This window comes from Deltaproteobacteria bacterium, assembly GCA_040223695.1.
Taxonomy (GTDB): Bacteria; Desulfobacterota_D; UBA1144; order Nemesobacterales; family UBA2774; genus JAVKFU01.
In genome coordinates this window covers 227,423-251,187 of record JAVKFU010000017.1, presented here as the reverse complement: position 1 = coordinate 251,187, position 23,765 = coordinate 227,423, and the positions used below count along the sequence as shown (strand labels likewise).

Annotated in this window: 20 protein-coding genes; 15 read left to right on the top strand and 5 right to left on the bottom strand. The window is 46.4% G+C overall.

Annotated elements, in window-relative coordinates:
* Positions 1-647: 647 nt before the first annotated feature.
* The 4 genes from radC to RIG61_09030 all read left to right on the top strand — a co-directional run bounded on the left by radC (position 648) and on the right by RIG61_09030 (position 3,288).
* Positions 648-1,334 (top strand): DNA repair protein RadC, encoded by a 687-nt coding sequence (radC, locus tag RIG61_09045; GenBank protein MEQ9619306.1) that lies wholly within the window; start codon positions 648-650, stop codon positions 1,332-1,334.
* Positions 1,335-1,357: 23 nt separating this feature from the next.
* Complete coding sequence (locus tag RIG61_09040; protein ID MEQ9619305.1) at positions 1,358-2,011, top strand: cation transporter; 654 nt, start codon at positions 1,358-1,360, stop codon at positions 2,009-2,011.
* A gap of 133 nt (positions 2,012-2,144) precedes the next feature.
* Positions 2,145-2,708: an exosortase H gene (gene xrtH / locus RIG61_09035; protein ID MEQ9619304.1), complete on the top strand. Its 564-nt coding sequence runs from the start codon at positions 2,145-2,147 to the stop codon at positions 2,706-2,708.
* Positions 2,671-3,288, top strand: a complete 618-nt coding sequence (locus RIG61_09030) for an exosortase H-associated membrane protein (protein MEQ9619303.1) — start codon at positions 2,671-2,673, stop codon at positions 3,286-3,288. Before xrtH ends, RIG61_09030 begins: the two co-directional genes overlap by 38 nt.
* Positions 3,289-3,299: 11 nt before the next feature.
* Here RIG61_09030 and RIG61_09025 read toward each other — a convergent pair whose 3' ends face one another.
* Positions 3,300-4,046 (bottom strand): hypothetical protein, encoded by a 747-nt coding sequence (locus RIG61_09025; protein MEQ9619302.1) that lies wholly within the window; start codon positions 4,044-4,046, stop codon positions 3,300-3,302.
* Positions 4,047-4,411: 365 nt separating this feature from the next.
* Between RIG61_09025 and RIG61_09020 the strand changes: the two genes are divergently transcribed.
* From RIG61_09020 to RIG61_09005, 4 genes are all read left to right on the top strand, one after another.
* Positions 4,412-5,539 carry a lytic transglycosylase domain-containing protein gene (locus RIG61_09020; GenBank protein MEQ9619301.1) on the top strand — a complete coding sequence of 376 codons (1,128 nt, stop codon included), beginning with the start codon at positions 4,412-4,414 and terminating at the stop codon, positions 5,537-5,539.
* A gap of 1,041 nt (positions 5,540-6,580) precedes the next feature.
* A complete protein-coding gene (locus tag RIG61_09015) occupies positions 6,581-8,581 on the top strand; it encodes a (Fe-S)-binding protein (GenBank protein MEQ9619300.1) in 2,001 nt (666 codons plus the stop codon).
* Positions 8,582-8,750: 169 nt separating this feature from the next.
* Positions 8,751-10,001, top strand: coding sequence for an aminodeoxychorismate synthase component I (gene pabB / locus RIG61_09010; GenBank protein ID MEQ9619299.1), 1,251 nt, complete (start codon positions 8,751-8,753; stop codon positions 9,999-10,001).
* A gap of 36 nt (positions 10,002-10,037) precedes the next feature.
* A complete protein-coding gene (locus RIG61_09005) occupies positions 10,038-10,850 on the top strand; it encodes an aminotransferase class IV (protein MEQ9619298.1) in 813 nt (270 codons plus the stop codon).
* 243 nt (positions 10,851-11,093) lie between these two features.
* On the opposite strand, the gene mnmE is transcribed toward RIG61_09005, so the two are convergent.
* The 4 genes from mnmE to RIG61_08985 all read right to left on the bottom strand — a co-directional run bounded on the left by mnmE (position 11,094) and on the right by RIG61_08985 (position 15,414).
* Complete coding sequence (gene mnmE / locus RIG61_09000; protein ID MEQ9619297.1) at positions 11,094-12,500, bottom strand: tRNA uridine-5-carboxymethylaminomethyl(34) synthesis GTPase MnmE; 1,407 nt, start codon at positions 12,498-12,500, stop codon at positions 11,094-11,096.
* A gap of 248 nt (positions 12,501-12,748) precedes the next feature.
* Positions 12,749-13,450, bottom strand: a complete 702-nt coding sequence (locus RIG61_08995) for a carboxymuconolactone decarboxylase family protein (GenBank protein ID MEQ9619296.1) — start codon at positions 13,448-13,450, stop codon at positions 12,749-12,751.
* Between the two features lie 27 nt (positions 13,451-13,477).
* Complete coding sequence (locus RIG61_08990) at positions 13,478-14,059, bottom strand: TetR/AcrR family transcriptional regulator (GenBank protein MEQ9619295.1); 582 nt, start codon at positions 14,057-14,059, stop codon at positions 13,478-13,480.
* Between the two features lie 212 nt (positions 14,060-14,271).
* Entirely contained in the window at positions 14,272-15,414 is a 1,143-nt protein-coding gene (locus tag RIG61_08985; protein MEQ9619294.1) for an SAM-dependent methyltransferase, read from the bottom strand.
* Between the two features lie 96 nt (positions 15,415-15,510).
* Between RIG61_08985 and RIG61_08980 the strand changes: the two genes are divergently transcribed.
* The 7 genes from RIG61_08980 (at position 15,511) to RIG61_08950 (ending at position 23,470) form a co-directional block, all read left to right on the top strand.
* Complete coding sequence (locus RIG61_08980; protein MEQ9619293.1) at positions 15,511-16,302, top strand: 1-acyl-sn-glycerol-3-phosphate acyltransferase; 792 nt, start codon at positions 15,511-15,513, stop codon at positions 16,300-16,302.
* Between the two features lie 152 nt (positions 16,303-16,454).
* Positions 16,455-17,621, top strand: coding sequence for an LL-diaminopimelate aminotransferase (locus RIG61_08975; protein ID MEQ9619292.1), 1,167 nt, complete (start codon positions 16,455-16,457; stop codon positions 17,619-17,621).
* 36 nt (positions 17,622-17,657) lie between these two features.
* Positions 17,658-19,199 carry a glycosyltransferase family 2 protein gene (locus RIG61_08970; GenBank protein ID MEQ9619291.1) on the top strand — a complete coding sequence of 514 codons (1,542 nt, stop codon included), beginning with the start codon at positions 17,658-17,660 and terminating at the stop codon, positions 19,197-19,199.
* A 125-nt stretch (positions 19,200-19,324) separates the two neighbouring features.
* Entirely contained in the window at positions 19,325-19,840 is a 516-nt protein-coding gene (locus RIG61_08965; protein ID MEQ9619290.1) for a hypothetical protein, read from the top strand.
* 344 nt (positions 19,841-20,184) lie between these two features.
* Complete coding sequence (locus RIG61_08960) at positions 20,185-20,943, top strand: MBL fold metallo-hydrolase (GenBank protein MEQ9619289.1); 759 nt, start codon at positions 20,185-20,187, stop codon at positions 20,941-20,943.
* A complete protein-coding gene (purB, locus tag RIG61_08955) occupies positions 20,940-22,232 on the top strand; it encodes an adenylosuccinate lyase (GenBank protein ID MEQ9619288.1) in 1,293 nt (430 codons plus the stop codon). The genes RIG61_08960 and purB overlap by 4 nt, the downstream gene beginning before the upstream one ends.
* A gap of 113 nt (positions 22,233-22,345) precedes the next feature.
* A complete protein-coding gene (locus RIG61_08950; GenBank protein MEQ9619287.1) occupies positions 22,346-23,470 on the top strand; it encodes a thioredoxin domain-containing protein in 1,125 nt (374 codons plus the stop codon).
* Positions 23,471-23,765 lie beyond the last annotated feature (295 nt).

Here is a 23,765-nt window from a genome sequence, read left to right as displayed (position 1 = left end):
GGAGATGGGAGGAGGAGGCGGTATGCCGCCTTCGATGGCCGGCATGGGCGGTATGGGCGGAATGATGTAAGGATAGAAAAGAAAATAAAGCTTGTAAAAGTAAAAGAGCGGGCTCTCCTCATATAGGATTGCCCGCTCTTTATTATTAAGTTAATATTAGAATTTATATTTGTTTAAAGCTCGGTTGATCCGCAGCTTGCCAGGCAGGCTTAAAAGCAAAAAGATAACGCCTGTGAAACCCTCTCCATTCCTTTGCGTTTTGCCTAAGCGCTTTATCAGGCAAACCGAAAACGCGGACATTTAAGAATCCTGCAAGTCGGACGCTTTCCCCCTTATCTGCAAGAGAACCATACAGATGGCATCGATGTCAACGCTGACAGGAGCCTTTCCACTGACTCTTAATACCCTCTGTTAGATTATTTATGGGGTAGCGGAGAAATTACTTCGCATAAATCACTTTTTCATCCCGTTAAATCCCGGTTCTGTGAGATTATTTTGTAGAGCTTTATAAATTAAAGTCAGTTATGGGACAATTAGAATTAACACTTCAGCAGTTCCTCTTAGTCGGATACCGATAATACCGGGCTCGGTCTTTATTTTAAATTTAAAAACAATCCGTTTATAGTTTAAATTTAACTCTATACACAATGGCCGATAAACCTCATTATCTAAACCACAGAAAGAGGCTCAGGGAACGGTTTCATAAAACAGGAGCCGACGGGATGCACGACTATGAGCTGCTTGAGCTACTTCTGACTTATTCGATCCCGAGAAGAGACGTGAAACCCGTGGCTAAAAAGCTTTTGTCCGAATTCGGAAGCCTGTCAGGGGTTTTAGACGCGGATCAGAAGAAGCTTGAAGCATTGAGCGGCGTAGGGTCTGTGTCCGCCACCCTAATACGTCTTGTAAAGGAATTATACGGCTCTTATTTGGCCGAGAATATGAAGAAGGGCGATATTCTCTCTTCACCGGAGGCCGTACTGAAGTTCGTGCGGGTCAGGCTTTCCGGCCTTGTGAACGAGGCTTTCATGGTGATTTTCTTAAACGTAAAGAACGAGGTAATCGATTATTCAATACTTCATGAGGGCACCGTAGATAATGTGGCGGTTTATCCGAGGCGGATAATAGAGTCCGCTATTTCCCATAACGCCTCCGGAATTATACTCGTTCATAATCATCCAAGCGGGAACCCTGCGCCCTCGAGAGAGGATAAAATTCTGACACGGGATATTAGAGAGGCGGTAAATACGATTGATATAAGGATGCTCGACCATATAATTGTCGGAAAAGGCGGCTACTTCAGCTTTGTGGAAAGTGGCTTGCTCAATGCTTAGAAATAAATTATAAGGAGATGATGGTGGAAAACTTCTCTCACAGCACCCAGGGAACTTACAAGAGAAATTCCGGCTCGCTGCACCGAAAAGCCCTCTATCTGTCGATATTTACGGTCGGCTATAACATTCTTGAGGGGATAGTATCGATTATCGCCGGATACCTGGCAGGGAGCGTTGCACTCGTGGGGTTCGGCCTAGACAGCTTCGTCGAGTCTCTCTCCGGCGGGGTAATGATCTGGAGATTCGAGAAGCACGGGAAAATTTCGGAAGAGGAGGAAGAGAAGGCCGAGGCCAAGGCGGCGAGATTCGTAGCCTACACATTTTTTGTCTTCGGGGCTTACGTGTTGTTCGAATCGCTTAAAAAACTTATTTATCGTGATATACCCGAGCCGAGTCTTCTAGGAATAGTAATAGCGATAGTTTCTCTCGTGGTTATGCCGGTATTGTTTTATTTGAAAAATCGAATTGGAAAATCTATCGGGAGCAGGGGACTCGTTGCGGATTCGAAGCAGACACTTGCGTGCGTGTATTTATCCGTAGCCCTCCTTACTGGTCTCGGGCTCAATTACCTGTTCGGATTGTGGTGGGCGGATCCCGCAGCTGGGTTACTCATTGTGCTCTTCCTGGTAAGGGAAGGTTATGAAACATTGAGAGAAGAGCAGGTTTGCGCCTGCTAGTTACATAAATGTTTAAAAGAACGGAGAGGCGGGCAGTCCCCTTTGTATATGTGAATACCGCAATGTATATTAGAAATCTAGAAGATTTGACTTTATTACATTTCCGGCATTCATTTGTCGGAGAAAAAGCTGAATGAAAGATAAAAATAGGGATTCTGAATCAAAGTCACAATCGAGCCCGGTAACCGTTCTCCGTTTCATACTGACATACGTGCTCCTGATGGGGGCCTTCTTCCTGCTTATCGGACTTAAGCCTGTTCAGGATATAATCGACATAAACGGCGGGTATTCAAACGCCATTGTATATTTCACGGCGAAGATCCTGGGCGTGCTGGGAGTGTCCTCCACGCTCCAGGGGTCGATTATACATCTGCCTTCAATTTCACTCGATGTGGAGTTCGGATGTAACGGTCTTGAGGCCGTCATGATATACGCAGTTGCGGTACTGACGTTTCCGGCATCGTGGAGAGACAGGATTATCGGCATAATAGCGGGTTTTCTTGTTATTCAGGTGCTGAACCTGGTGAGAATCGTGGCGCTCGCCTATGCCGGCGTTTATCACCGGGATTTATTCGATTTGATACACCTTTACGTGGCCCAGGGCGTAATGATAGCGGTGGCTCTCGGGACATTCGTACTCTATTTGAACTACCTCAGTCATGGACGAGAAAGAAAACAAGAAGCGGAAGCTGCTTAATCCCGCCTTACTCAAGGCCGCCCTCATATTCGTCGTATCCTACCTGATTTTCCTGGCTGTATGGCTGGTAGTGAAAGGGTACTACGGCATGGCGATTACGGGTACGGCCTCTTACGCAATCACATTTATAAAAAATGTCGATATAGTGGAGTTTGTAAGGAACAAGGACATAATAACCGTAGGTTTTATCCCTAAGAAGTACGGGGTTACGATTTTGAAGACAGGAATAGATATACCTATTTCCAATTACACCTTCAACGCGCCGCTCACCTTTGCCATCATGGCCGCTTTTTATCCGTTTTTGAAAAGGCGGTGGATATATCTGGAGGCCGTTTTGATCCTGGTCGCCGTGCATTTTCTCTTTGTGTTCTCGCTTGAGGGTCAGAAGCTGACGGCTGCCCTGGAAGCTCAGGGTTATGAGAAATCGGGAGCGGCGGCGCATATATTCTGGGAGTTCCTGTGGGGATTTGTGGATAACATGGTCGTGAGATTCGAGCCCTTTTTAATAGGGGCTTATCTCTATTTCTTCAGAAATAAAAAATCCGAGGAGATAAGGCCGGTTAAGAAAAAAAAGAAGTAGATATGAAATAATTATGTTTGCGCCGGGCGCTTGTAGTGAAGGATTCTAAATAATGCCCTGTTCCAGAGAACGCCCGTAAAATAGGTAACATATATAAGTATTATCCCGAGAATAAATGATACGATTACACCTGTAACGTCAGTCATTCCATATGGATTGCCCTTGAAAAACAGCTCATCCGTGAGCCTGAAAACATCGTCGCTCCTCAAGCGGTCAGCATTAAAGCCCGGAAAGAGGAAGCTTGCGAGCCGGGTAAATATAATCGAGCCCATTTCATAGTAATCTCCGCTGAAGGATATAAAAGGCGCAAACGCCATAGGGATGCCGAAGCCGAGTTTTACGCTCGCTGAGAGCGGCGAGGAGCGCGCTGCCGACTTGAGTAGCGGGACGCCTATGAAAATTGTCAGCAGGAAGGGGAAAAATACAGTCAAGAGATATATGAGGTCGCTGCCGCCGGTATCGAATCCGGTCAGCTGTCCCGCGTACTCGGAGCCGGATGAAACAAAAGGGAAAACTTCCTTTAATATATCCGCCCCGTATAGAGGGCTTATCTCAAGCCTGCTCACACTTCCTCCGCCGAGAATACATCCGTAGGCGTGTCCCAATTCGTGAATAGGGACGTATATCCACCAGGATACACCGAACGAAATGAATATAAGCCCTATATTAAAAGCTGAGGCCTTTTTGAGGCTCTTTTCCAGCCCTGACAGAAAATCCTCAAACGGATAGAGGAGAATAAATCTGAGTCTTGAAGTCATACTAGAGTTCCTTCATCTTATACAGGGATTACGATATTGTAAATAACTGTTTGCTCCTTGAGTCATTTATTAAGTGGAATCCAAGTTAACATTAAGAAGCAATCATAACCTCCAAAGGTCATTGACAAAATTAGTTCTTGGTTATAGAATCTTGATGGATTGGAGGTCGAGTGATTTATTCAAAAAGGGCACACTATTCGAAAGGATAGAGTAATGCCGCCGGCCTTCGGGCGCTTGAGCAAGCCCGGGGCGGCAGTGACGCCTGAGTGATGGAGGATGAATCTTTGTACATATTCCGCTCTTCTCAGTTGAATTTAAGGCGGTCGTACTCTGCCTTTTTGACTATGTGCCGTAAGAATGCCCCCGTGAGAGGAGCGACTCTGCATAAAGAAGCTTATCTGATTCTTTCTATATTATTCTTCCCCGTATTTTTTCTATTTTCCCCGGCCTATACACAGGCCAATTCCTACTATTACAAAAAGGAAAGTAACGGCGTTGTCTATTACACGAATATTGATCCGAAAAGCAGCAGCTACAAACGCGTAGTAAATCCCTGGGGCACTTTCAGGGGGACGCCGAAAAGTAAGAGGGGGTATCTGAATAAGTTTAAATATTCTGACAAGTTCGATGAGAACATCACCACTACAGCCCGGTGGTACGGAATAGACCCGCTGCTAATAAAGGCGATGATAAAGGTGGAGTCCAATTTCAATGCTGACGCAGTTTCGCCCAAGGGCGCTATGGGAATCATGCAGCTCATGCCCGGCACGGCCGAGCGCGTCGGAGTGGCCGACCCGTTTAACCCGTCGGAGAACATAGAGGGCGGGGTCAGGTATTTCAACAAACTGCTGAATATGTTCAATGATGTAACGCTTGCGATCGCGGGGTACAATGCCGGAGAGAACGCCGTGAAAAAATACGGCTACAAGATACCGCCCTATTCGGAAACGATAGAATATGTGGAAAAAGTCTACGCTCATTATGATTATCTAAAGCAGACACCAACGGCGAGAAATATTAAGGCCAGAGTTGCCGACAGGAAGGACAAGAATAACTCTCCGAAGAAAAAAGTTAAATCATTCGTATACGTGGAGACCCTTAAGACAGAGACTATAGTAAATAACAAGGGGAAATCTCCCCGGAAGTCCGAATCAGGGGCTAATAAAGAGGCCGGCGAAAAGAAGCAGACCGCATCGGCGGTAAAAGCTGATTCGCCTCAAGTAACCGACGCACTCGTAGCAAGTGACTCAAACGGGAGTTATACGGTTCAGATTGCCTCCTACCCTGATCTGGATATCGCGAGGAAAATGGAGCAGGCGCTTCTGTCAAAGACCTATCCCGCGTATATAGAGAAGGCCGATTTGCCCGGCAGGGGAACCTGGTACAGGGTAAGAGTGGGGAAATTTACCACAAAAGAGGAAGCGAGTCGGTACGGAAGGGATATTCAGACAGATGAGCCCGAAGTGGACTCGATCCTTGTAACCTTAAATTAAGCCACTAGAATTCATTAATCAAGGGCCCCACAAACGGCCGCAGCGAGCTAGGGGGTATGGCGCCTGCTGAATTCCTTAAAAACCGCCCCGAATTACTTGACATTTACGGCAATGACAACATTAATAATTTCTTCTTTTCCTTGATGAAAAGAAGCAAAAATCACCGACTTAACAAAAAACCTGCAGACCTAAAATATTTTAACGATTGTGTATTTATTTTTTAACGCAATTTCTGTAATGTCGGAAAAGAAATGGCAAAAGACGAGATTCTGAAATAAATTCAGAATGACAAATAATAGATTTCTCGTGTTGGTCGACATGACACCTCCGTTCTAACCTTCCCCCTGTTAGGGGGAAGGAAATATCTAGTTTAGTCCAAGGATAGGCGGAAAAAGGAACGACATCCTTCGACTGCACACTACGTGTGCGCTCAAGGATGAGGGGGGTGGATTGCACCCACAGGGGATGTGCGGAGGAGATTCACCTTTAATTTGAATCAATGCGTTCAGTGCCGGAAATTAACAGGCTACTCTGCCTTTAAACAAGGGCGCCGGGTTCTTGGATCCGGTTTCACGACTTCGGTGCGAAGACGGAATGGTTAATTTGCAGTTAGCCGGGAGCGTCCAACTGCGCACTTGTACGCAATCCTTACTCAGAACCGTTCTCCTGTACCGGGGATAGGGAAATAAAAAGACAAAGACGTGATTGCCGCTCTCTGATATTTACTCCTGAATAACGAGGTATAGACGGAAGCGCCGGTTTTTATACAAGGCCCCCCGGGACGGAACTGAGCAAAAAGCGCCCGCACTATCGGGCTGGAATTTCCATGATACAATTATATATATATTATATTGCTTATAGTGAATATATACGACATTATCACGGCAACGCTTGCCGGGGATGAGTATACACGGGCGTAGTCCAAAAATTATTCAATAACGGCTTGATACAGGGGATTTTTAGCTTGACTATCATATAGCTTTTTTTTAAGATACTAGATGGTCGACGATTAGCCGTTTTACCAACCAAGGAGACAATTTTATGAAACCGATTATAATGGCAATTCTGATAATAGCCGCTTTCGGGTTTTTCCTCTACAACATTTACAACCTGATAAAGATTCTGCGAATCGGCAAATACGAGCCAAGATTCGACAACATAGGCGAGAGAATAAAACGCGTTCTCGTATATGTATTCGGCCAGAAGAGGCTTGTGAAGAATTACACATTCGCCGGTGTCGAACACTTCATGATTTTCTGGGGTTTCGTGATAATCACTATAGGAACCACTGAGATGCTGGTGGGAGGGGTTTTCCCGGGTTTCAAATTGGTCCCCGGATCAGCGCATAATGTCTATGAATTCATACTTGATATAGTACAGCTCCTTGTACTGGTGGCCATCGTCATGGGAATAATCAACAGGACGACCATTGCCAAAAGAAGGGAAGTCAACGGACTCGACGCGGTCGTCGTTTTGGGGTTGATATTCGGACTTATGGTTACGGCGTTCGGGGCTACTGGGACAAATATAGCACTGGGGGAAACCGAATCGAAGTGGCTTCCGGTTTCGAGCGTATTTGCAAATGTTTTCTTTAGCGGTATGAGTGAAGGAGGGCTCAGGTTCTCCCATGAATTTTTCTGGTGGTTTCATGTCCTGATAGTTCTCGGATTCCTTAACTATCTTCCTTATTCGAAGCACAGCCATGTTTTCACTGCAGTGCCGAATGTATTTTTTCAGAACCTTAAACCGAGAGGAGCCATGAAACCCATCGATTTCGAGAATGTGCCGGACGATATAGACCACTTCGGCGCCGGAACAATAGAGGATTTCACCTGGAAAAACATCCTCGACGCCTACACATGCACAGAGTGCGGAAGATGCACGGATAACTGCCCTGCCTGGCACACGGAAAAACCCCTTTCCCCAAGAGAAATTGTAGTTAAATTAAGGCATTACGCCTCAAGCGAGGGGAAAGTGATGTTAGACGGAGACTCCGTAAACGGAAATGGCCATGCCATAATTCCGGGTCCCGAATGGGTCACGGAGGATGAACTCTGGGCCTGCACCAGCTGTAACGCATGTGTCGAGCAGTGCCCGCTGTTTATAGACCAGATGGGAATGATAATGGAGATGAGGCGCTTTCTCACACTTGAGGGGAGGCTGACCGGAACCGCAGTAAAGACGCTCCAAAAACTTCAGACCCAGGGTAATCCGTGGGGATTCAGCGAAGGGGACCGGGCGAAATGGCTTTCTAACTATGAGGACGTCAATGTAATCGGCGAGGATGGCAAGGATGACGCAAGCACGTTTGACTACATATACTGGATGGGATGTTACGGAGGGTACGACCCCAGGGGGCAGAAGATCGCACAGTCTATAGTAAGCCTTTTAACTCAGGCCGGGGTTAACTTCGCCGTACTGGGGCCGATGGAAAGCTGTACGGGGGATCCGGCAAGAAGGCTGGGCGAGGAAGCCTTGTATCAGATGCTGGCGACCCAGAATATCGAGAACCTCAATGAACTCAAGGTTAAAAAGGTTATTGCGAACTGCCCGCACTGTTTTAACACGATTAAGAATGAATACCCGCAGTTCGGCGGAAACTACGAGGTTGTCAACCACACTGAACTGCTGAATGATCTTGTAAAAGAGGGGAAGTTAAGGCCGACCAAGGAGATAAAAGAGGATGTCGCCTATCACGACCCCTGCTATCTGGGGAGGTACAACAGGATATTCGATGCCCCTCGTGAGATACTTCAGTCGATTCCGGGATTAAATCTCGTGGAATTGGACCGTAAGCGGGAGAGGAGCTTCTGCTGCGGCGCGGGCGGCGGCAAGATATGGATGGAAGAGGACGCGCCGAGGGTAAACTGGAACCGTTTCGAGGAGGTGGAATCGAAAAATCCGGATACACTTGCGGTTGCATGTTACTTCTGCGATACTATGTTTGAGGACGCTGCGAAGCATGCCGGAAATGATAAGCTGCAGATAAAGGATATTTCTATGATTCTGAGGGAGTCTATAGAAACTGATAAGAAGGCTTAGCAGCTTATCCGCGTCTGCGTTAGGGACTCTTTATGAGCCTTTGCCTGTCAATTACCTGACTCAATATTTCTATAAATTACAGTCGGTTATGTAGGATTAGTAGTGGAAGATTCACGGGTATTTCAAATTCCGGTTGTAAATTAAGTCCCCGGGGTTATGATTCTTATCTATGGAGCCTGAAATAACCTGCTCGTCACTGCTCCTGGACTCCGGAGGAGGGTGGCTGGACGACATAACCGATACCGATTCATTCATGCTTTTCAAAAGACCCGTTTTATCCATGTCATTTCAGGGCGAGCTGACCAGGATTAATACCGGAAATAAAATAATTCAGTCAAAGCGCGACCCTGTAATGGTTCTGGAAGGGTATCTAAGCGAAGGTTACGTTGCAGCGGGATATCTGGGATATGAATATTCCGGGCTCACTGACACCGGCTTCACTCCTGTTCGCCGGAAGGACGGCACAAAATTCCCCGAGCTGTTTTTTCACCTGTACCGCATGGAGGACATCGAGAGAGGAAGTATCAGAGAGCTGGCTTACAGGTTCAACTTGCCGGTCAATGAGGAAAACCCCTGCGGGATCGATAAAGGCAACCATTCCATAATTTCGAATATGAGTAAAGCCGAATATATAGATATGGTGTTAAAGGCGAAAAAATACATTGAATACGGGGACTTATATCAGATAAATCTTTCTCAGCGGTTCATGCTGGACTTCACGATTAATCCTTTGCCTTATTTTATGAGAATGTTTCACGTGCAACATGTGCCGTTCGCAAGCTATATGGATTTTGGTGATTTTCAGCTTTTGAGCGGGTCAATGGAGCTTTTTTTAAGAAAAAAAGGGAGAAAACTGCTTACAAAACCAATCAAGGGAACGAGGAGGAGGGGGCTCTCCGAGCAGGCCGATACTATTAAGAAAGCGGAGCTTGTAAGCAGCGAGAAGGAGAGGGCAGAAAACCTGATGATTGTAGATCTCATGAGAAATGATCTCTCACGTGTGTGCAGGCCCGGCTCCGTCAAGGTGAACGGATTATTCGAGATAGAAAGTTACGCGACACTCCATCAGATGGTTTCCGAGGTACAGGGTGAAATTAAGGCTGATGCAGGCATAGGGGAGATCGTGAGAAATGTATTTCCTCCGGGATCGGTTACCGGAGCGCCGAAAAAGAGAACCTTGGAAATCATCGATGAACTCGAGCCGCATTACAGGGGACCTTATTGCGGCGCGATCGGAGTATTTTATCCTGACGGGGACTTTACGCTGAGTGTGGGAATAAGGGTTTTGGCGGCGGAGGCCGGGAGATGTTCATTCTGGGCGGGGGGAGGAATAGTATGGGACTCTGATCCAGAGAAGGAATACGAGGAATCATTGCTGAAATCCCTGGCTGTGAGAAAGGCCTTCGGTCTGATAGAGTGAGTCTATCCGGTTATAGTCAGAAAAACGGAAAATATTGTGTCAGAACAGGTGTTTATAGATGGCGAAAGAGCAGAAAGCCTACTGCCGTTGAGGACCTTATTTTACGGAGAGGGGGTTTTTGAGACCTTTCGTTACAAGTCCCGCTTACCTGTTTTTTTCCCGGTTCACTATCAGCGTATGAAGCGTGGGGCGGAGCTTTTAAGAATACCCATCCCGGAGATCTCCGGTTTATCAATGCAGGTACGAAACGCGGTTGAGGAAGCCGGGTATTCGGACGCGTATGTTAAGGTTTGTCTTCTGTCCCAGGGGAGCTCTCGTTTTTACGATAACCCTGAAAAAGAGGCAATTCTCGTAATTATCAAGGAGTACTCGGCAACCAAAGAACCTGTTAAAACTCTGGTTCACCCGGTTAAAAGGTACTCGGAATCACCGCTTCTCCGGATCAAGAGCATGAATTACCTGGAGAACATCGCCGCCCGGAGAGAGGCGATTGAAAAGGGGTTCGACGAAGCGCTTTTTTTAAATCACAGGGATGAGATTACCGAAGGTAGCGCAAGTAACGTATTCTGGTTCAAAGACGGTGTGATCTTTACGCCTTCTCTTGAGTGCGGCCTTTTACCGGGTATAACAAGGGATATTTTATTAAATAATATCCCGGAGCTTGGGATAGAGGTCAGAGAAGGGCGGTATTTTCCGAGCGATATTATTGATTCAGACTTCGCCTTTTTTACGAATTCCATAACGGGGTGCTCGCTTATTTCCCGGATAAATGATTGCAATATATCCGTTGATCAAAGACGGTACGGAGATTTAAAAGAGTTGCTTATTGAGAAGCTTAAATGGTCCTAACGCTCCGAAAAATACAGTTTTAGAGTGCTTTTTTATCCTGTAATTTTCCTTTAAATTCTCAAGTCCCTGTAATTAAAGAAAATTTAAAAAGTGGAAGGATTGTGGATAAATTTTTCGACGAATTGCGATTAGTCGTCCTAACTTCCTGTAATCATTAAATATAATATCTTAATCCCCCCTTGGTAAATGTGAAAAAATCTATCCACAATTGTGGATGTTTCACGTGAAACATCACGCCGCGCATTACTTGCCTACGCAGAACTTGCTGAAAATTCTTCCCAGTATGTCTTCGGTGGTAACTTCACCGGTAATTTCTCCGAGTGAGTCTAGAGCGACCCTCAAATCGAGAGCGAGGAATTCCGGGGATTCTCCTTTGTCCAGGACTTCAAGGAAGGAAATGAGACTGTCTCTTGCCTTTTCAATCGCGAGCTTATGCCTTAATTCGGTCAATACTATTTCGCTTGCTTCAGTGGCTTGGGATTCTCCCGTTAAAAGTTCTCGTATTTTGTCCTTGAGCTCTTCTATGCCCGTTCCGAGCTTGGCCGATGTGTGAATCATCCTTTCTTCATCTGCATAACCTGACAGGTCGACATACCTTATCTTCGTTCCAATGTCCGATTTGTTCAATATTAAAAGCGCTTTTTTATGTTTTGCCTCATTTAAAACCTCCATGTCATCGTTATCGAGTACAGCGCTTCCGTCCAAAACCACTATTAAAAGCTCGGCCTCAAGCGCTTTTTTCCTTGCAAGCTCCACCCCAGTCTTCTCTATCTTATCTGACGTCGCCCTTATCCCCGCAGTGTCAACCAGCTTGAGGGGTATGCCGCGAATATCCATGGATTCTTCGATAAAATCCCTTGTGGTGCCGGGCTCAGGGCTTACAATAGCCCTGTCTTTCATGATTAGCATGTTCAACAGACTCGATTTGCCGACATTTGGTTTGCCCAGAATAGCCGTTTTTACCCCGTACTTGATAATTCTGCCTTCGTCGTATGTAGACAATAAAGACTCTAGATTACGGATGAGCCCTGTTATCCGCCTCGTTAGCTCGTTTTTTACGATAGGATCTATGTCTTCCTCCGGAAAATCGACCTGCGCCTCAACTTCGGCCAGTACGTCAAGAACGGTTTCCTTAAAATCACTCGTTTTAGACGAAAGATGCCCATCAAGCTGTAATTCCGCCTGTTTCAGGCCTTCCCGAGTCTGGGCATTTACGATATCGGCTACGGCTTCTGCCTGTGTGAGGTCCATTTTACCGTTTAAAAAGGCCCTGAGGGAGAATTCCCCTGGGTTCGCGGGTCTGATATCGAGTGAAAAGAGCAGTTTGAGTATGCTTTTCGGGACAAGATATCCCCCGTGAGAGTGTATTTCAGCCATGTCCTCCCCGGTGTATGAATTCGGAGACCCCATAAAAACGCAAAGTACGTCGTCTATAAGTTCATCCGACTCAGGGTCTATAATTCGGCCGTGGTAGAGCTTGTGGGATTCCATCCGGGGAGCGTTTCCGCCCTTGCCGACTCTTCGGAATAGTCGGCTTACTGTGTCGAGCGATTTCGGGCCGCTTATTCTAATTACGGCGATCCCTCCGTCCCCCTCCGCTGTAGCAATTGCCGCGATTGTATCTTGATCAGGAATGGAAGCCCGGCTCATCTCAGGGATAAATTACCATAATCGCGCTATGGTTTCTAATGCAGGTATATCTAACCGGTCTGTTTGGAAGAGATTTTGCATATTAATTTAGTGTAAAGACCCTTTAATTGCCCATAGAAGGGGGTTTTAACCCCTTCTATGGAAATAATTTGGTTTGGCTCGGCAACTTAACTAAGTATTCCGTATTCCGCCAGAATGCACTAATGTCTTTACAAACCAAAATAAACTAATGAGCCTCAAAGGGAAGATTAAGCCCGCGATCTTTCCTTTTGGTTTAACGCTTCAATGGTCTCCATGGCCAGGCTTGTATGCGCGAAACACGCGCCTGCGGCCATTACCATAGCCACATTTATCGCCTCGGCGATCTGCTCTTTCGAAATTCCCGCGCTTCTGGCGTCTTTAACGCAGCCCCTAATGCAGTATGGGCATCTGGTCATCTGGGCGCAGGCGAGGCCTATTATGCCCCTTTTCATGTCCTTGCTGATAGCGCCGTCCGCAAAAACCTTCTTGGTGAACGCTTTGAAATTATCTGAGTTGTCTCCGCTGCACTGATGGAATTCGTTTATCTCCTTTGTTATATCCTTTTTGAAGAAATGGCCGTCCGTAAGCGGTATGTCGTTCTCAAGCGCGTCATGAGCCTCGAAAGCAATGCTCGAATAGGCGAAAGGCGCTCCCATGGAGAAGCGCAGTGCGACGTATATGGCCTCGACTATTTCCTGGTCCGAAGCACCCTGGTTCTTCGCCAGTCTGACCCTTGACCTGATGCAGTATGGACACCTGGTAATATGAGCACCCGCAACGGCGATAAGCTGTTTGTCTTTCTGGCTGAGGGCGCCGTCTTTGAAAACCCCGTTATGAAAGTCCATCCACGCCCCGTGCAGCTCGGGATTTATCTCCCTGAGAAGCCCCATCTCCTTCCCTATATCGCTTTTAAACAAATATTCCGACATTCTAATGCCTCCTTATTCTTTTTATTTTCAAGCAGCTTTTAGCAATTTTATCATCGTTTCGCTCCCGGAAGAGAGCGGATCGATGGATCTGTGGGTTTTGACCATCATTACGGCGCCTTCCAGGTGGGACAATATGAGCCGGGACATTATTTTTGGCGAAATATCACTCCTGAATTCCCCGTTGCTCATTCCTTCTTCAATGCATTCTTCAATCGATTTCTCCCACCTGCGGAAAAATGTCGATAATCTTTCTCTAAAATTCTCGTTGGCACCACTCATTTCTATGGCAAGGTTTCCGAATGGGCAGCCTTTCACACAACTCAAATCCGTATGAAATGTTTTCACTTTTTTGTAGAATTTGTCAATTCGCGAAGCGGGACTTTCCGAATTGTTCTCCAGTGTGGTTGAGAGCACCTCGGTTTCATATTGTTTAATGCGTCTATCCAGATATATAAGCCCCAGTTCCTCCTTGCTCTTAAAATGGTAGTAAAAATTGCTTTTTGTAACGCCGCTGTCACTGAGAATCTCGTCTATTGATGTCTGGTAAAAACCTTTGAGATGAAACAACTTCTTTGCGCTTTCAAGTATTTTATCTTTGCTCTTCCTCAATTATTTGCTCCCTCCTTTTATTTTCTCACCCTGCGCCGCTTTGAATCAATTTAATACCTGCGCAATTAGCTCTGACCAGTCAGTCCTAATTATAGGGTATTTTTAAGCCTTTGTCAAGGTGAATATTCCGCGTATTTGGAAGCTACAGGCGGGCAGGCTTCATGTCTTATAGCCGGAGTAATAATTCCCGGTGGAATTATCGGAAGCGGAACCTACAAAACACCAAAACTGATTTTGAGAGGGGATTCGGGATAGAAGTTCCGTGTTTCATCCTCAATATTTTTTCCCTGTACGAGTACTTTGAATTTATCTCCCATAAGCTGCGGCAAAAATAAAGTCCCGGCTGCGATTGTATCTTTTCCTGACGCGGTCCCGGCCCCTGATTCTCCGTCTTCTATAATATCGAGTATCCCCCAATCGAGCAGGAACTGACCCTGAGTGGTGTATATGATTTCGTTTAGGCCCGCGTGCTCACCGACTCTAATCAGGTTGCTGAAATCGACGTGGGCGGTTATATCCTGCTCTCCTATATTTACGTAAGGGTTCTCGTTTATTTGATGCTTGTGAAGGCACTTGTAGGTTCCCTTCATTCTATGGGGGCTGAATAATTCAGGCGCGAGATAGCCGTAGTCTATCGTAAGTATTAATCCTCTATCCAGTATCCGTTCTGTTTCCTTGATCCACCTGCCCGCATTCAGGTTTATTTCAAGCTCCTGCCCTTCCTCTAACTGCAGGCCGTAGTCTTCAAGATAGCTTGCGATCTCTTTTGAAGACGGCTTGCCTTTAAGTTCTACGAATTCGTTTTCTTTAAGCGCCACGTAGATTTCAAGCAGTTCGCCACGCGAGAATTTGGCCCTGTGAAAGGGGAGAGCGTCCACGAATTCATTTGAGATTATAACCCCGTCGATGTTTCTTTCGCCCAATTCCGAAAGTGACGAGAGGAGGCTCAGTTTATGTCTATGCTTTTCAAGACCCTTTTCCGCTTCTTTTCTCTGGTGCGGGTTATGTTCGACTATATGGTAACGCACTCTATCGTATACGTCAGGATGGTCTCTTTTCATGTATTTCAGTATGTCGGAGGCGAGCAAGCCCTTTCCGCCGCCGAATTCGATTATGTCGAAATCGGCACCCCCGAAATGGCCTGCTCCTTTTACAATAAACCTTGCCAGAATCTCGCCGAACGCCTGATGTACATAGGGACTTGTATAGTAATCACCCTCTTTCCCTATCCGCTCAATTCCGGGAGAGTAATATCCAAGCTCAGGGTGATAGAGGGCGAGTTCCATGAAGTGGGCGAATGTGAGAGGGCCCCTTTTTCGTATTTCCGATTTAATTGATTCCGCGAGCTGGTTCATTTTAAATAGTTTTACTTTTCTTGAATTAAAGTAAATTATATCTGAGCGTTCGCCCGTCAAGGCTCCCGGATGAAATCGGACGCTCTTCAGAATACTATGACGCTTCTAAGAAAACCCCTTAAAATAGCTGCCTTTCTGGTTCTGGTTATAACCTTTCTCCCGGTATTGTTTTTGGTCGATCTGTTCATATTTAAAAAGCGGACAAAACTTTATCTCTTTTCGAGAATCTCGTCTTTTTATCTTCGTGTCGCTCTCGCCGTGCTGGGGGTTCGGGTGAGGGTCAAAAACGCCTCCAGGTTGAAAGACAGAAAGAAAAACTATTTCATTATATCAAACCATCTCTCTTACATTGACATATTCGCTATATATTCGGTAAGCCCCTCGCTTTTCGTAGCCAACTCGGAACTGGAGGAGTCTTTTTTGCTCGGCTCTATTGTGAGATACTCCGGCGGAGTGTTCGTAGAGAGGAGAAGCAGGGCTAAATTGCTTACGGATATAACTAATATAACCAATATTCTTAATATGGGTATAAATGTAGTAATATTCCCCGAGGGTACGACATCGAACGGGGAAAGGGTAATGCCGTTTAAGACTTCCTTCTTGGGAGCCGCGGCTGAAACCGGGGCCGATGTACTGCCAATATGTATCCGATACAGAGAAATAAACGGCCGGAGCGTGGACAAGGAAAACGGACATCTTGTCTACTTTTACGAGAATATTACGTTTTTCGAGCATTTTTTCAGACTGCTCAATCTGAGGTCTATTACTGTCGAGCTCAGAGAGCTCGAGGTTATCGAGTCCCGGTCCGGAGTGACCAGGAAGGAGTTGACGGAACAAGCCTTCTCGAGAATAAGTGATGCATATAATGAAAAATGTGAGGACGGATAATAAAAAACACGTGGGTTTGAGCCGATCCCGGTGGGTTATTCTCCCGGTGAAATATTGAAATACAGCGCCTTGCTCTAAGATATCAGGTTAGTTATGATAGAAAACTCGAAAGGTATAAAATTCGTAAGATATAAAATTGAGGAGAACCATTAATGGATGTGAAATGGGCGAAAAGAATTGCGGAGCTTCCGCCTTACCTGTTTGCTGAAATCGACGCGAAAAAAAATGAAATGAGGGCAAAGGGGGTAGATATAATAGATCTGGGAGTAGGAGACCCGGATATCCCTACGCCTGATCGAATAATCGATGCTCTGGATAAAGCCGCTCATGATCCCCGGAATCACAGATACCCTTCATACGAGGGAATGCTCTCATACAGAGCGGCAGTAGCCGACTGGTACAAGGAAAGATTCGACGTTGATCTTGATCCGAAAACAGAGGTCGTGGCTCTTATAGGCTCCAAGGAAGGCATTGCTCACACGCCTCTTGCCTTTGTGGATCCCGGTGATTACGGACTCTATTCAGACCCGGGTTATCCTGTCTACCCTACTTCGATCAGCTTTGCGGGAGGCACGCCCTATGCAATGCCGCTTCTAAAGGAAAATGATTTTCTGCCCGACCTTGGTTTGATACCCGAGGATGTGAGGCAGAAATCGAAGATAATGTTCATAAACTATCCGAACAATCCGACAACGGCCGTGGCCGGAGAGGACTTCTACAGGGAGGTAATAGAATTTGCCGCCAGATACAATATCCTTATATGTCACGATGCGGCTTACACTGAAATAGCGTACGACGGCTATAAGCCGCTCAGCTTTCTCGAGATCGACGGCGCCAAGGATGTGGGTATTGAGTTCCATTCTCTGTCGAAGACTTTCAATATGACCGGATGGAGAATTGGATTTGCAGTGGGAAACAAAAAGGCTATCGGGGGACTCGGAAAGATTAAAACCAATATAGATTCGGGCGCATTTCAGGCAATACAGGTCGCGGGCATAGAGGCTCTCAAAAATTACAGACTCGGCCTTGATGACAGAATCAAAATATTCGAGGAGAGAAGGGACATTTTTTGTAAGGGGCTCGATGAGGCGGGTCTCAAATATCATAAACCCAAGGCGACATTTTACGTGTGGTTTGAAGTGCCGGAAGGTGTGTCGTCCAAGGAATTTTCATCGAAACTTCTTACGGAAGCGGGAGTCGTCGTTACGCCCGGCACCGGATTTGGTGAGTACGGCGAGGGTTACGCTCGTGTCTCGACTACATTCGCAACTGAAAGAATCGTCGAAGCGGTGGAGAGGATCAAAGAGGCGAAGTTCTGATTCTGGCGGGGAGGAAATGGCTGCAGGAAAGGGCGCGTGGAATATTTTATTCTAACTTCTAAAATAATATTAACATCGGTTTATGCCGTAACGCTGATATTTCTCTGCGTATTTGGGTTGCACCGATACTATCTATCGTATTTATACACAAAAAATAAAGACAAGAAACCTTCTCCCAAAGAGAAATACAAAACATTACCTGCCGTTACGGTACAGCTCCCTATTTATAACGAGATGTATGTGGTCGAGAGGCTTATCTCCTCGGTCTGCAGAATAGACTACCCCGGGGATTTACTTGAAATTCAGGTACTCGATGATTCAACGGACAATACCACTGAAATTGCCGCCAGATGTGTCAGGGGCTACAAAGAGCAGGGTTTAAACATCCATTATATTCACAGGGGCAACAGGGAGGGCTTCAAGGCGGGCGCTTTGAGGGAAGGTCTTAAGACGGTCGGGGGCGAACTAATAGCCGTGTTTGACGCTGACTTTATACCGCCTGAGGATTTTCTGAAAAAAACAGTGGACTATTTTTCCGATCCCGAGATCGGAATGGTGCAGGTTAGGTGGGGGCATGTTAATCTGGATTTTTCAACACTTACTAAAGCTCAGTCCATTCTGCTCGACGGGCATTTTATGATCGAGCAGACCTCCCGGTTCAACAGCGGGATGTTCTTTAATTTTAACGGAACCGCCGGGGTGCTTAGAAAAGAATGCATAGAGACCTCTGGAGGCTGGCAGCACGACACACTGACGGAGGATCTGGACCTTAGCTACCGTGCGCAACTTGCGGGATGGAAGCTCATATATTTGAAGGACCTCATTGCCGACGCCGAGCTGCCCGTAGATATGAATGCGTTTAAGTCACAGCAGCACAGATGGGCCAAGGGCGGCGTGCAGACCGCCTTAAAGATACTGCCTCAAATATTCCGGAGGAAAAATCTGCCCTTGAAGATAAAGTCGGAAGCGTTCTTTCACCTTTTCGGCAATATTTCATATTTGCTTCTCCTTATTTTGTTTCTATTGATGTTTCCGGTGGGTTTGTTCTGGAACGATCTGGTCTGGGAAAGCGGAGTGGTGCTGAGCATATTCGCTTTGGCCGCCGGCACTTTAAGCTTCGTTCTTTTCTATATATTGACGGTAAGGGAAGCGCGCGGCAAAAGCTGGCGCGCGTATATAAAATACGTCCCGCTTGCTATCTCGATCGGGGCGGGCATGGCGGTTAATAATTCAAAGGCTGTGCTGGAGGCTTTAATGGCCAAAAATTCCGAATTCAGGAGGACACCCAAGTTTGCAGTCACGTTAAAGGGAGAAAGTTGGCGTTCCAGCAGTTATATAACGTCCAAGGATGCCACAGCCGTGATCGAGCTCGCCATAGGAGCGGTATTTCTTTTGGAGACCTTTTTGGCGATCTATTTGGGTTACTTCGGCTGGGTTCCCTTTTTAATCTTTATACAGTTCGGATTTTTTTATACAGGTCTCCTTTCGATTTTTCACGGATCGGGGAAAAAAGGGGCTGCCGCCGGGATAGGGTCTATAATCCCCGAACCCGCGCTTCAGAGGGAAAAAGAATACTGAGGTCCCGGGAATGGGAATTGCGTACGGACCGGTTTTCACGTCTGTTTTCATTTTTGCGGACGGCAGGCGCGCGAGGGTTTAACCGCGTTTAATTTAGGAATAGTAGATAGAGGAGTGTAACTAAAGTGTTCGGAAGAAATTTCTTCGTCTCTATTTTTCTGATTGTTTCCGTATTCATCATTTCCGCAAGTGTTGCAGCTCAGGATTTACCTAAGGAGATAATAAGCTTAAAGGGCATTGACGGAGTCGGGGTGGAGATAGAGGAAATAGACCCTGATGCGCAAAAGGACGGTTTAAACGGAGATGAGCTCGCGAGCACCGTGACTGAATCCCTCGGCGGAGCGGGTATCAAGGTACTGTCAAAGGCCGAGTTAAACGGCTCCGTGGGCGCCCCCTCGCTGTTTGTAAACATTAATACAATAAAGCACTCAGGGGGTGTATATAGTTTTACCGTGAACATTGGCCTTGAGCAGGTTGTATTTCTGGCGCGGAATCTGGATATTAAACTCGAGGCTCCCACATGGTCTATTATCGGGACCGGGGCTTCGCTCCCCGAGGACCTCGATTCTGACGTAGGGAAATATGTTAAAATACTGGTTGATAGCTTTATTGAGCAATATAAGTTGGCAAATACTAAGTAATATCAATAGATTACAGAAGAGTTTGTGGTTGTTCGCGCTTTAAGGGTAGAAAACAAGGGTGAGCCGCGTTCGGACTCATCCCTTGAGAGCACGGAGATATAGAATAGATAGGTGTGACAGATATTGTGAAAGACTATTATGAATGATTTGTTAGTCCCGGGTTAAGGCGGGATTAAGTGGTTTCGGCGCCATCCGCGTGCTCCGGTATTTATTGAATGGTTAAATGAATGTATGATGTCTCATTAGTTATAGCCGGACGATTTATAAGGAATTCGGTGCCAAGGGGCGGAGAGATAAAATCAATACTATGAGTTCAAATTCTAATAACCGGTAATAGATAAGAAATGAGAGTATGTACACTCGCAAGCGGAAGTTCGGGAAACTCTCTTTATATTGAGTCCCGGGACGCCAGGGTACTCGTCGACGCAGGGATAAGCCTGAGGCAGATTACCATTAGGCTCAAGAAGATCGGTGTGGAGCTTTCCGATCTGGACGCCGTTGTTGTAACTCACGAGCACTCGGACCATACGGCTGCGATTCCGAGGATAAATGTCCCGGTCCATGTCGCTTCGGCGACGGCCCATCTCTGGCGGAACAAGGTGAACCGCCTCCGGGAATTTGACAGCGACTCCCCTTTTGCGATAAAGGATCTTTTTATTACTCCGTTTTCCGTGCCTCACGATGCGCTTGACCCGGTAGGTTTTACGGTCGAGTCTCAAAGAGGCGAGAAAGTCGGTGTCGTGACGGACATAGGCTCCGTCACTCAGCTGGTAAAAGAGAGACTCAGGGGATCAAATGTGCTTGTAATGGAATTCAACCACGACAACGACATCCTTCTTTACAGCCATTATCCGTGGGACCTTAAACAGAGGATCAAGGGCCGTCTCGGACACCTTTCCAATCTCCAGGCATCGGAGCTTCTGGACGAGCTTATTGACTGTGAATTAAAACACGTCGTGCTGGCACATCTGAGCCAGGTTAACAACAGACCCGAAGTCGCTTTCAACTCCGCTTCAAATGTTGTAAAAAGAAAGGGCGCTGAAACGGAAGTGCGGGTTTCTCTTGCTCCTAGGAAAACAATCGGGGAGGTGCTCGGGATTTGATACCAAGATATTCAAGGCCTGAAATGTCGGCAATTTGGACTGATGAGGCAAAGTACGGGAACTGGCTTCGCGTCGAAATCGCCGTTTGCGAGGCGTGGGCTGAGCACGGCAGGATTCCCGGGGAGGCCGTTGACGAGATAAAAGAGAAAGCGGGTTTCGATGTGGAAAGAATAAACGGACTCGAAAAGGAACTAAAGCACGATGTTATATCCTTTCTTACGTCCGTTGCCGAGCATGTGGGAGAGAACTCGAGATTTATTCACCTCGGCCTGACGTCGTCCGATGTGCTCGATACCGCATTCGCTCTTCAGCTACGGGACGCGTCCGATTTACTTATAGAAGATTTAAACAGGGCGCTTGAGGTGCTGAAGAAGCAGGCGTTTAAATATAAAGACACCCCTATGATTGGCAGAACCCACGGTATTCACGCAGAGCCCAGGACCATGGGGCTTGTTTTCGCCCTGTGGTACGACGAGATGAAAAGGAATCTCGAGCGCATGAAAAGGGCGCGGGATATTATAAGCGTGGGCAAGATTTCGGGCGCAGTCGGCACATTTGCGAATGTCCGCCCCGAGGTTGAGGAATATGCCTGCGAGCGTCTGGGTTTGAGGCCTGCTCCGATATCGACACAGATAGTTCAGAGGGACGTACACGCGGAATTTTTTCTCACTCTGTCTATAATAGCATCCACAATCGAAAAAATAGCCGTGGAGATAAGGCATTTTCAGAGAACGGAGGTGCTTGAGCTCGAAGAGCCGTTCACCGAGGGTCAGAAGGGCTCCTCTGCAATGCCTCATAAGAGGAATCCCGTGCTTTCCGAAAACCTGTGCGGACTTTCGCGTCTGGTTCGCTCTTACTCCATACCGGCGCTTGAGAATATCGCGCTCTGGCACGAACGCGATATAAGCCATTCATCGGTTGAAAGGGTAATAGGTCCCGACAGCACCATTCTCCTCGACTTTATGCTGGACAGGCTTTGTTACCTTCTGGACGGACTTGAGGTATATCCCGAGAACATGGAAAAGAATATCTGGCTCACGCGCGGTCTTGTGTTTTCCCAGAAGGTTTTGCTCAAACTCATCGAAAAGGGATTCTCCAGAGAAGAAGCTTACAAGCTGGTTCAGCAAAACGCCATGAAAACATGGAAAAATAAGGAAGATTTCAAGCAGCTGTTGTTAAAAGACAGCACTGTTTCCGGTTCCTTGAGCAAGGAGGAAATCGAGGAATGCTTCGATGTAAAGGCCGATCTGAAAAATGTCGATCGTATCTTTGATAGGGTGTTTTCATAGCTTAAAATTCAATAATTTTTAGCTATTACCGCTATTTCTAACCCATCCGATTTTTGTTGCTTTCTCAACATTCAGTGGTATAGTTTTAGCTAATCAAAACCAAGGAGGCAAGTATGAGATTTAGATTTTTATCATTGGCAATACTTATTATGAATTTTATCCTGGTAGGGAATCTGGCGTTAGCCGATCAAATATCGAAGGATGAATCTGCGAGGCTCGAATCGTTTTTCAAGAAAAGATTCGGCGCAAACATAGGCCCGGACACAACCGTAAAAGTAGAGGGCTTCGAAGAGAGCCCTGTAAAGGGACTGAAACAGGGGAAATTCATTATCCAAACCCCGACGGGCGCACAGGATGTTACGTTCATGATCGGCCCGGACGGGAAGTACGTGATGATGGGTAACATGGTGGATACGAAAACATTTGAAGAGACACCTATAGAGGGAATCAAAAAAGGCTCAATTCCGGTAGCTCGCGGAGAATTTCCGCTGCTCATGACATCGGACGGTAAATTCCTCATCATAAACAGCGAGATAGTGGATACGGGTAAATTCAAGGAGTCCAAGTTAAAAGGTATTAAAGAAGGCTCATTCCTTATGGGTGGGCGTCAGGAGGTTCCGGTTTTTATAAGCGCTAACGGTCAATACATTGTACTGGGAAGCGAGCTTTATGACTCAACCGTGGACCCTCATCAAGAGGTAATGGAAAAAATATCGCTTAAAGATATACCTACCAAGGGCGCGAAGGACGCCAAGGTTACGATTGTAGAGTATTCCGATTTTCAATGTCCGTTCTGCAAGAGAGGGAAAGACATGATTCCGTCTATCCTCAAGGAATACGACGGCAAGGTGAAGATTTCCTATAAGCAGCTGCCTTTACAGAATCATAACTGGGCCATGCCCGCCGCAATCGCCTCACTTTGCGCTTATGAGCAGGGTAATGATAAATTCTGGAAATTCCACGATATGCTGTTCGATAATCAAAAAGATATAAAACTGGAAAATTCTGAAGAAAAGTTCAATGAATACGCCAAGGAGCTGGGTCTGGACACCAAAAAATTCGATGCCTGCCTGGATTCCAAAGAGGTTAAGGCAAAGGTAGAAACTCAGATGAAAGAGGCCTCTTCTATAGGGGTGTCCTCAACTCCGACTTTTGTGGTAAACGGAATGATAGTCCCCGGGGCGAATCCGGAAGGACTCAAATCAGCAATTGAGATTCAATTGTCTGAAGATTCCTGATAAAGTTTTATAAATGTCCTGCTGCGCCTTATTTTGATATATATCTCAATTAATTCTATTGATGATTTGTCAGGGTAAGGCGCAGTTTTTTTTGACAGAATTTCGATTCTATTTTTATTCTTTAACAAACCGGTATGAAATGTCCATCCTGCGGATATAATAGTTTCGATTATCTTGAATCCTGCAAGAAATGCGGCTCACCGCTCAGGGGGGATTCGAATTATAAATCAGCAGGACGGAATAAAAGAACGGAAAAGGGCGAAAGTCCCGAATACCGCTCAGACGCCGGTTCTGA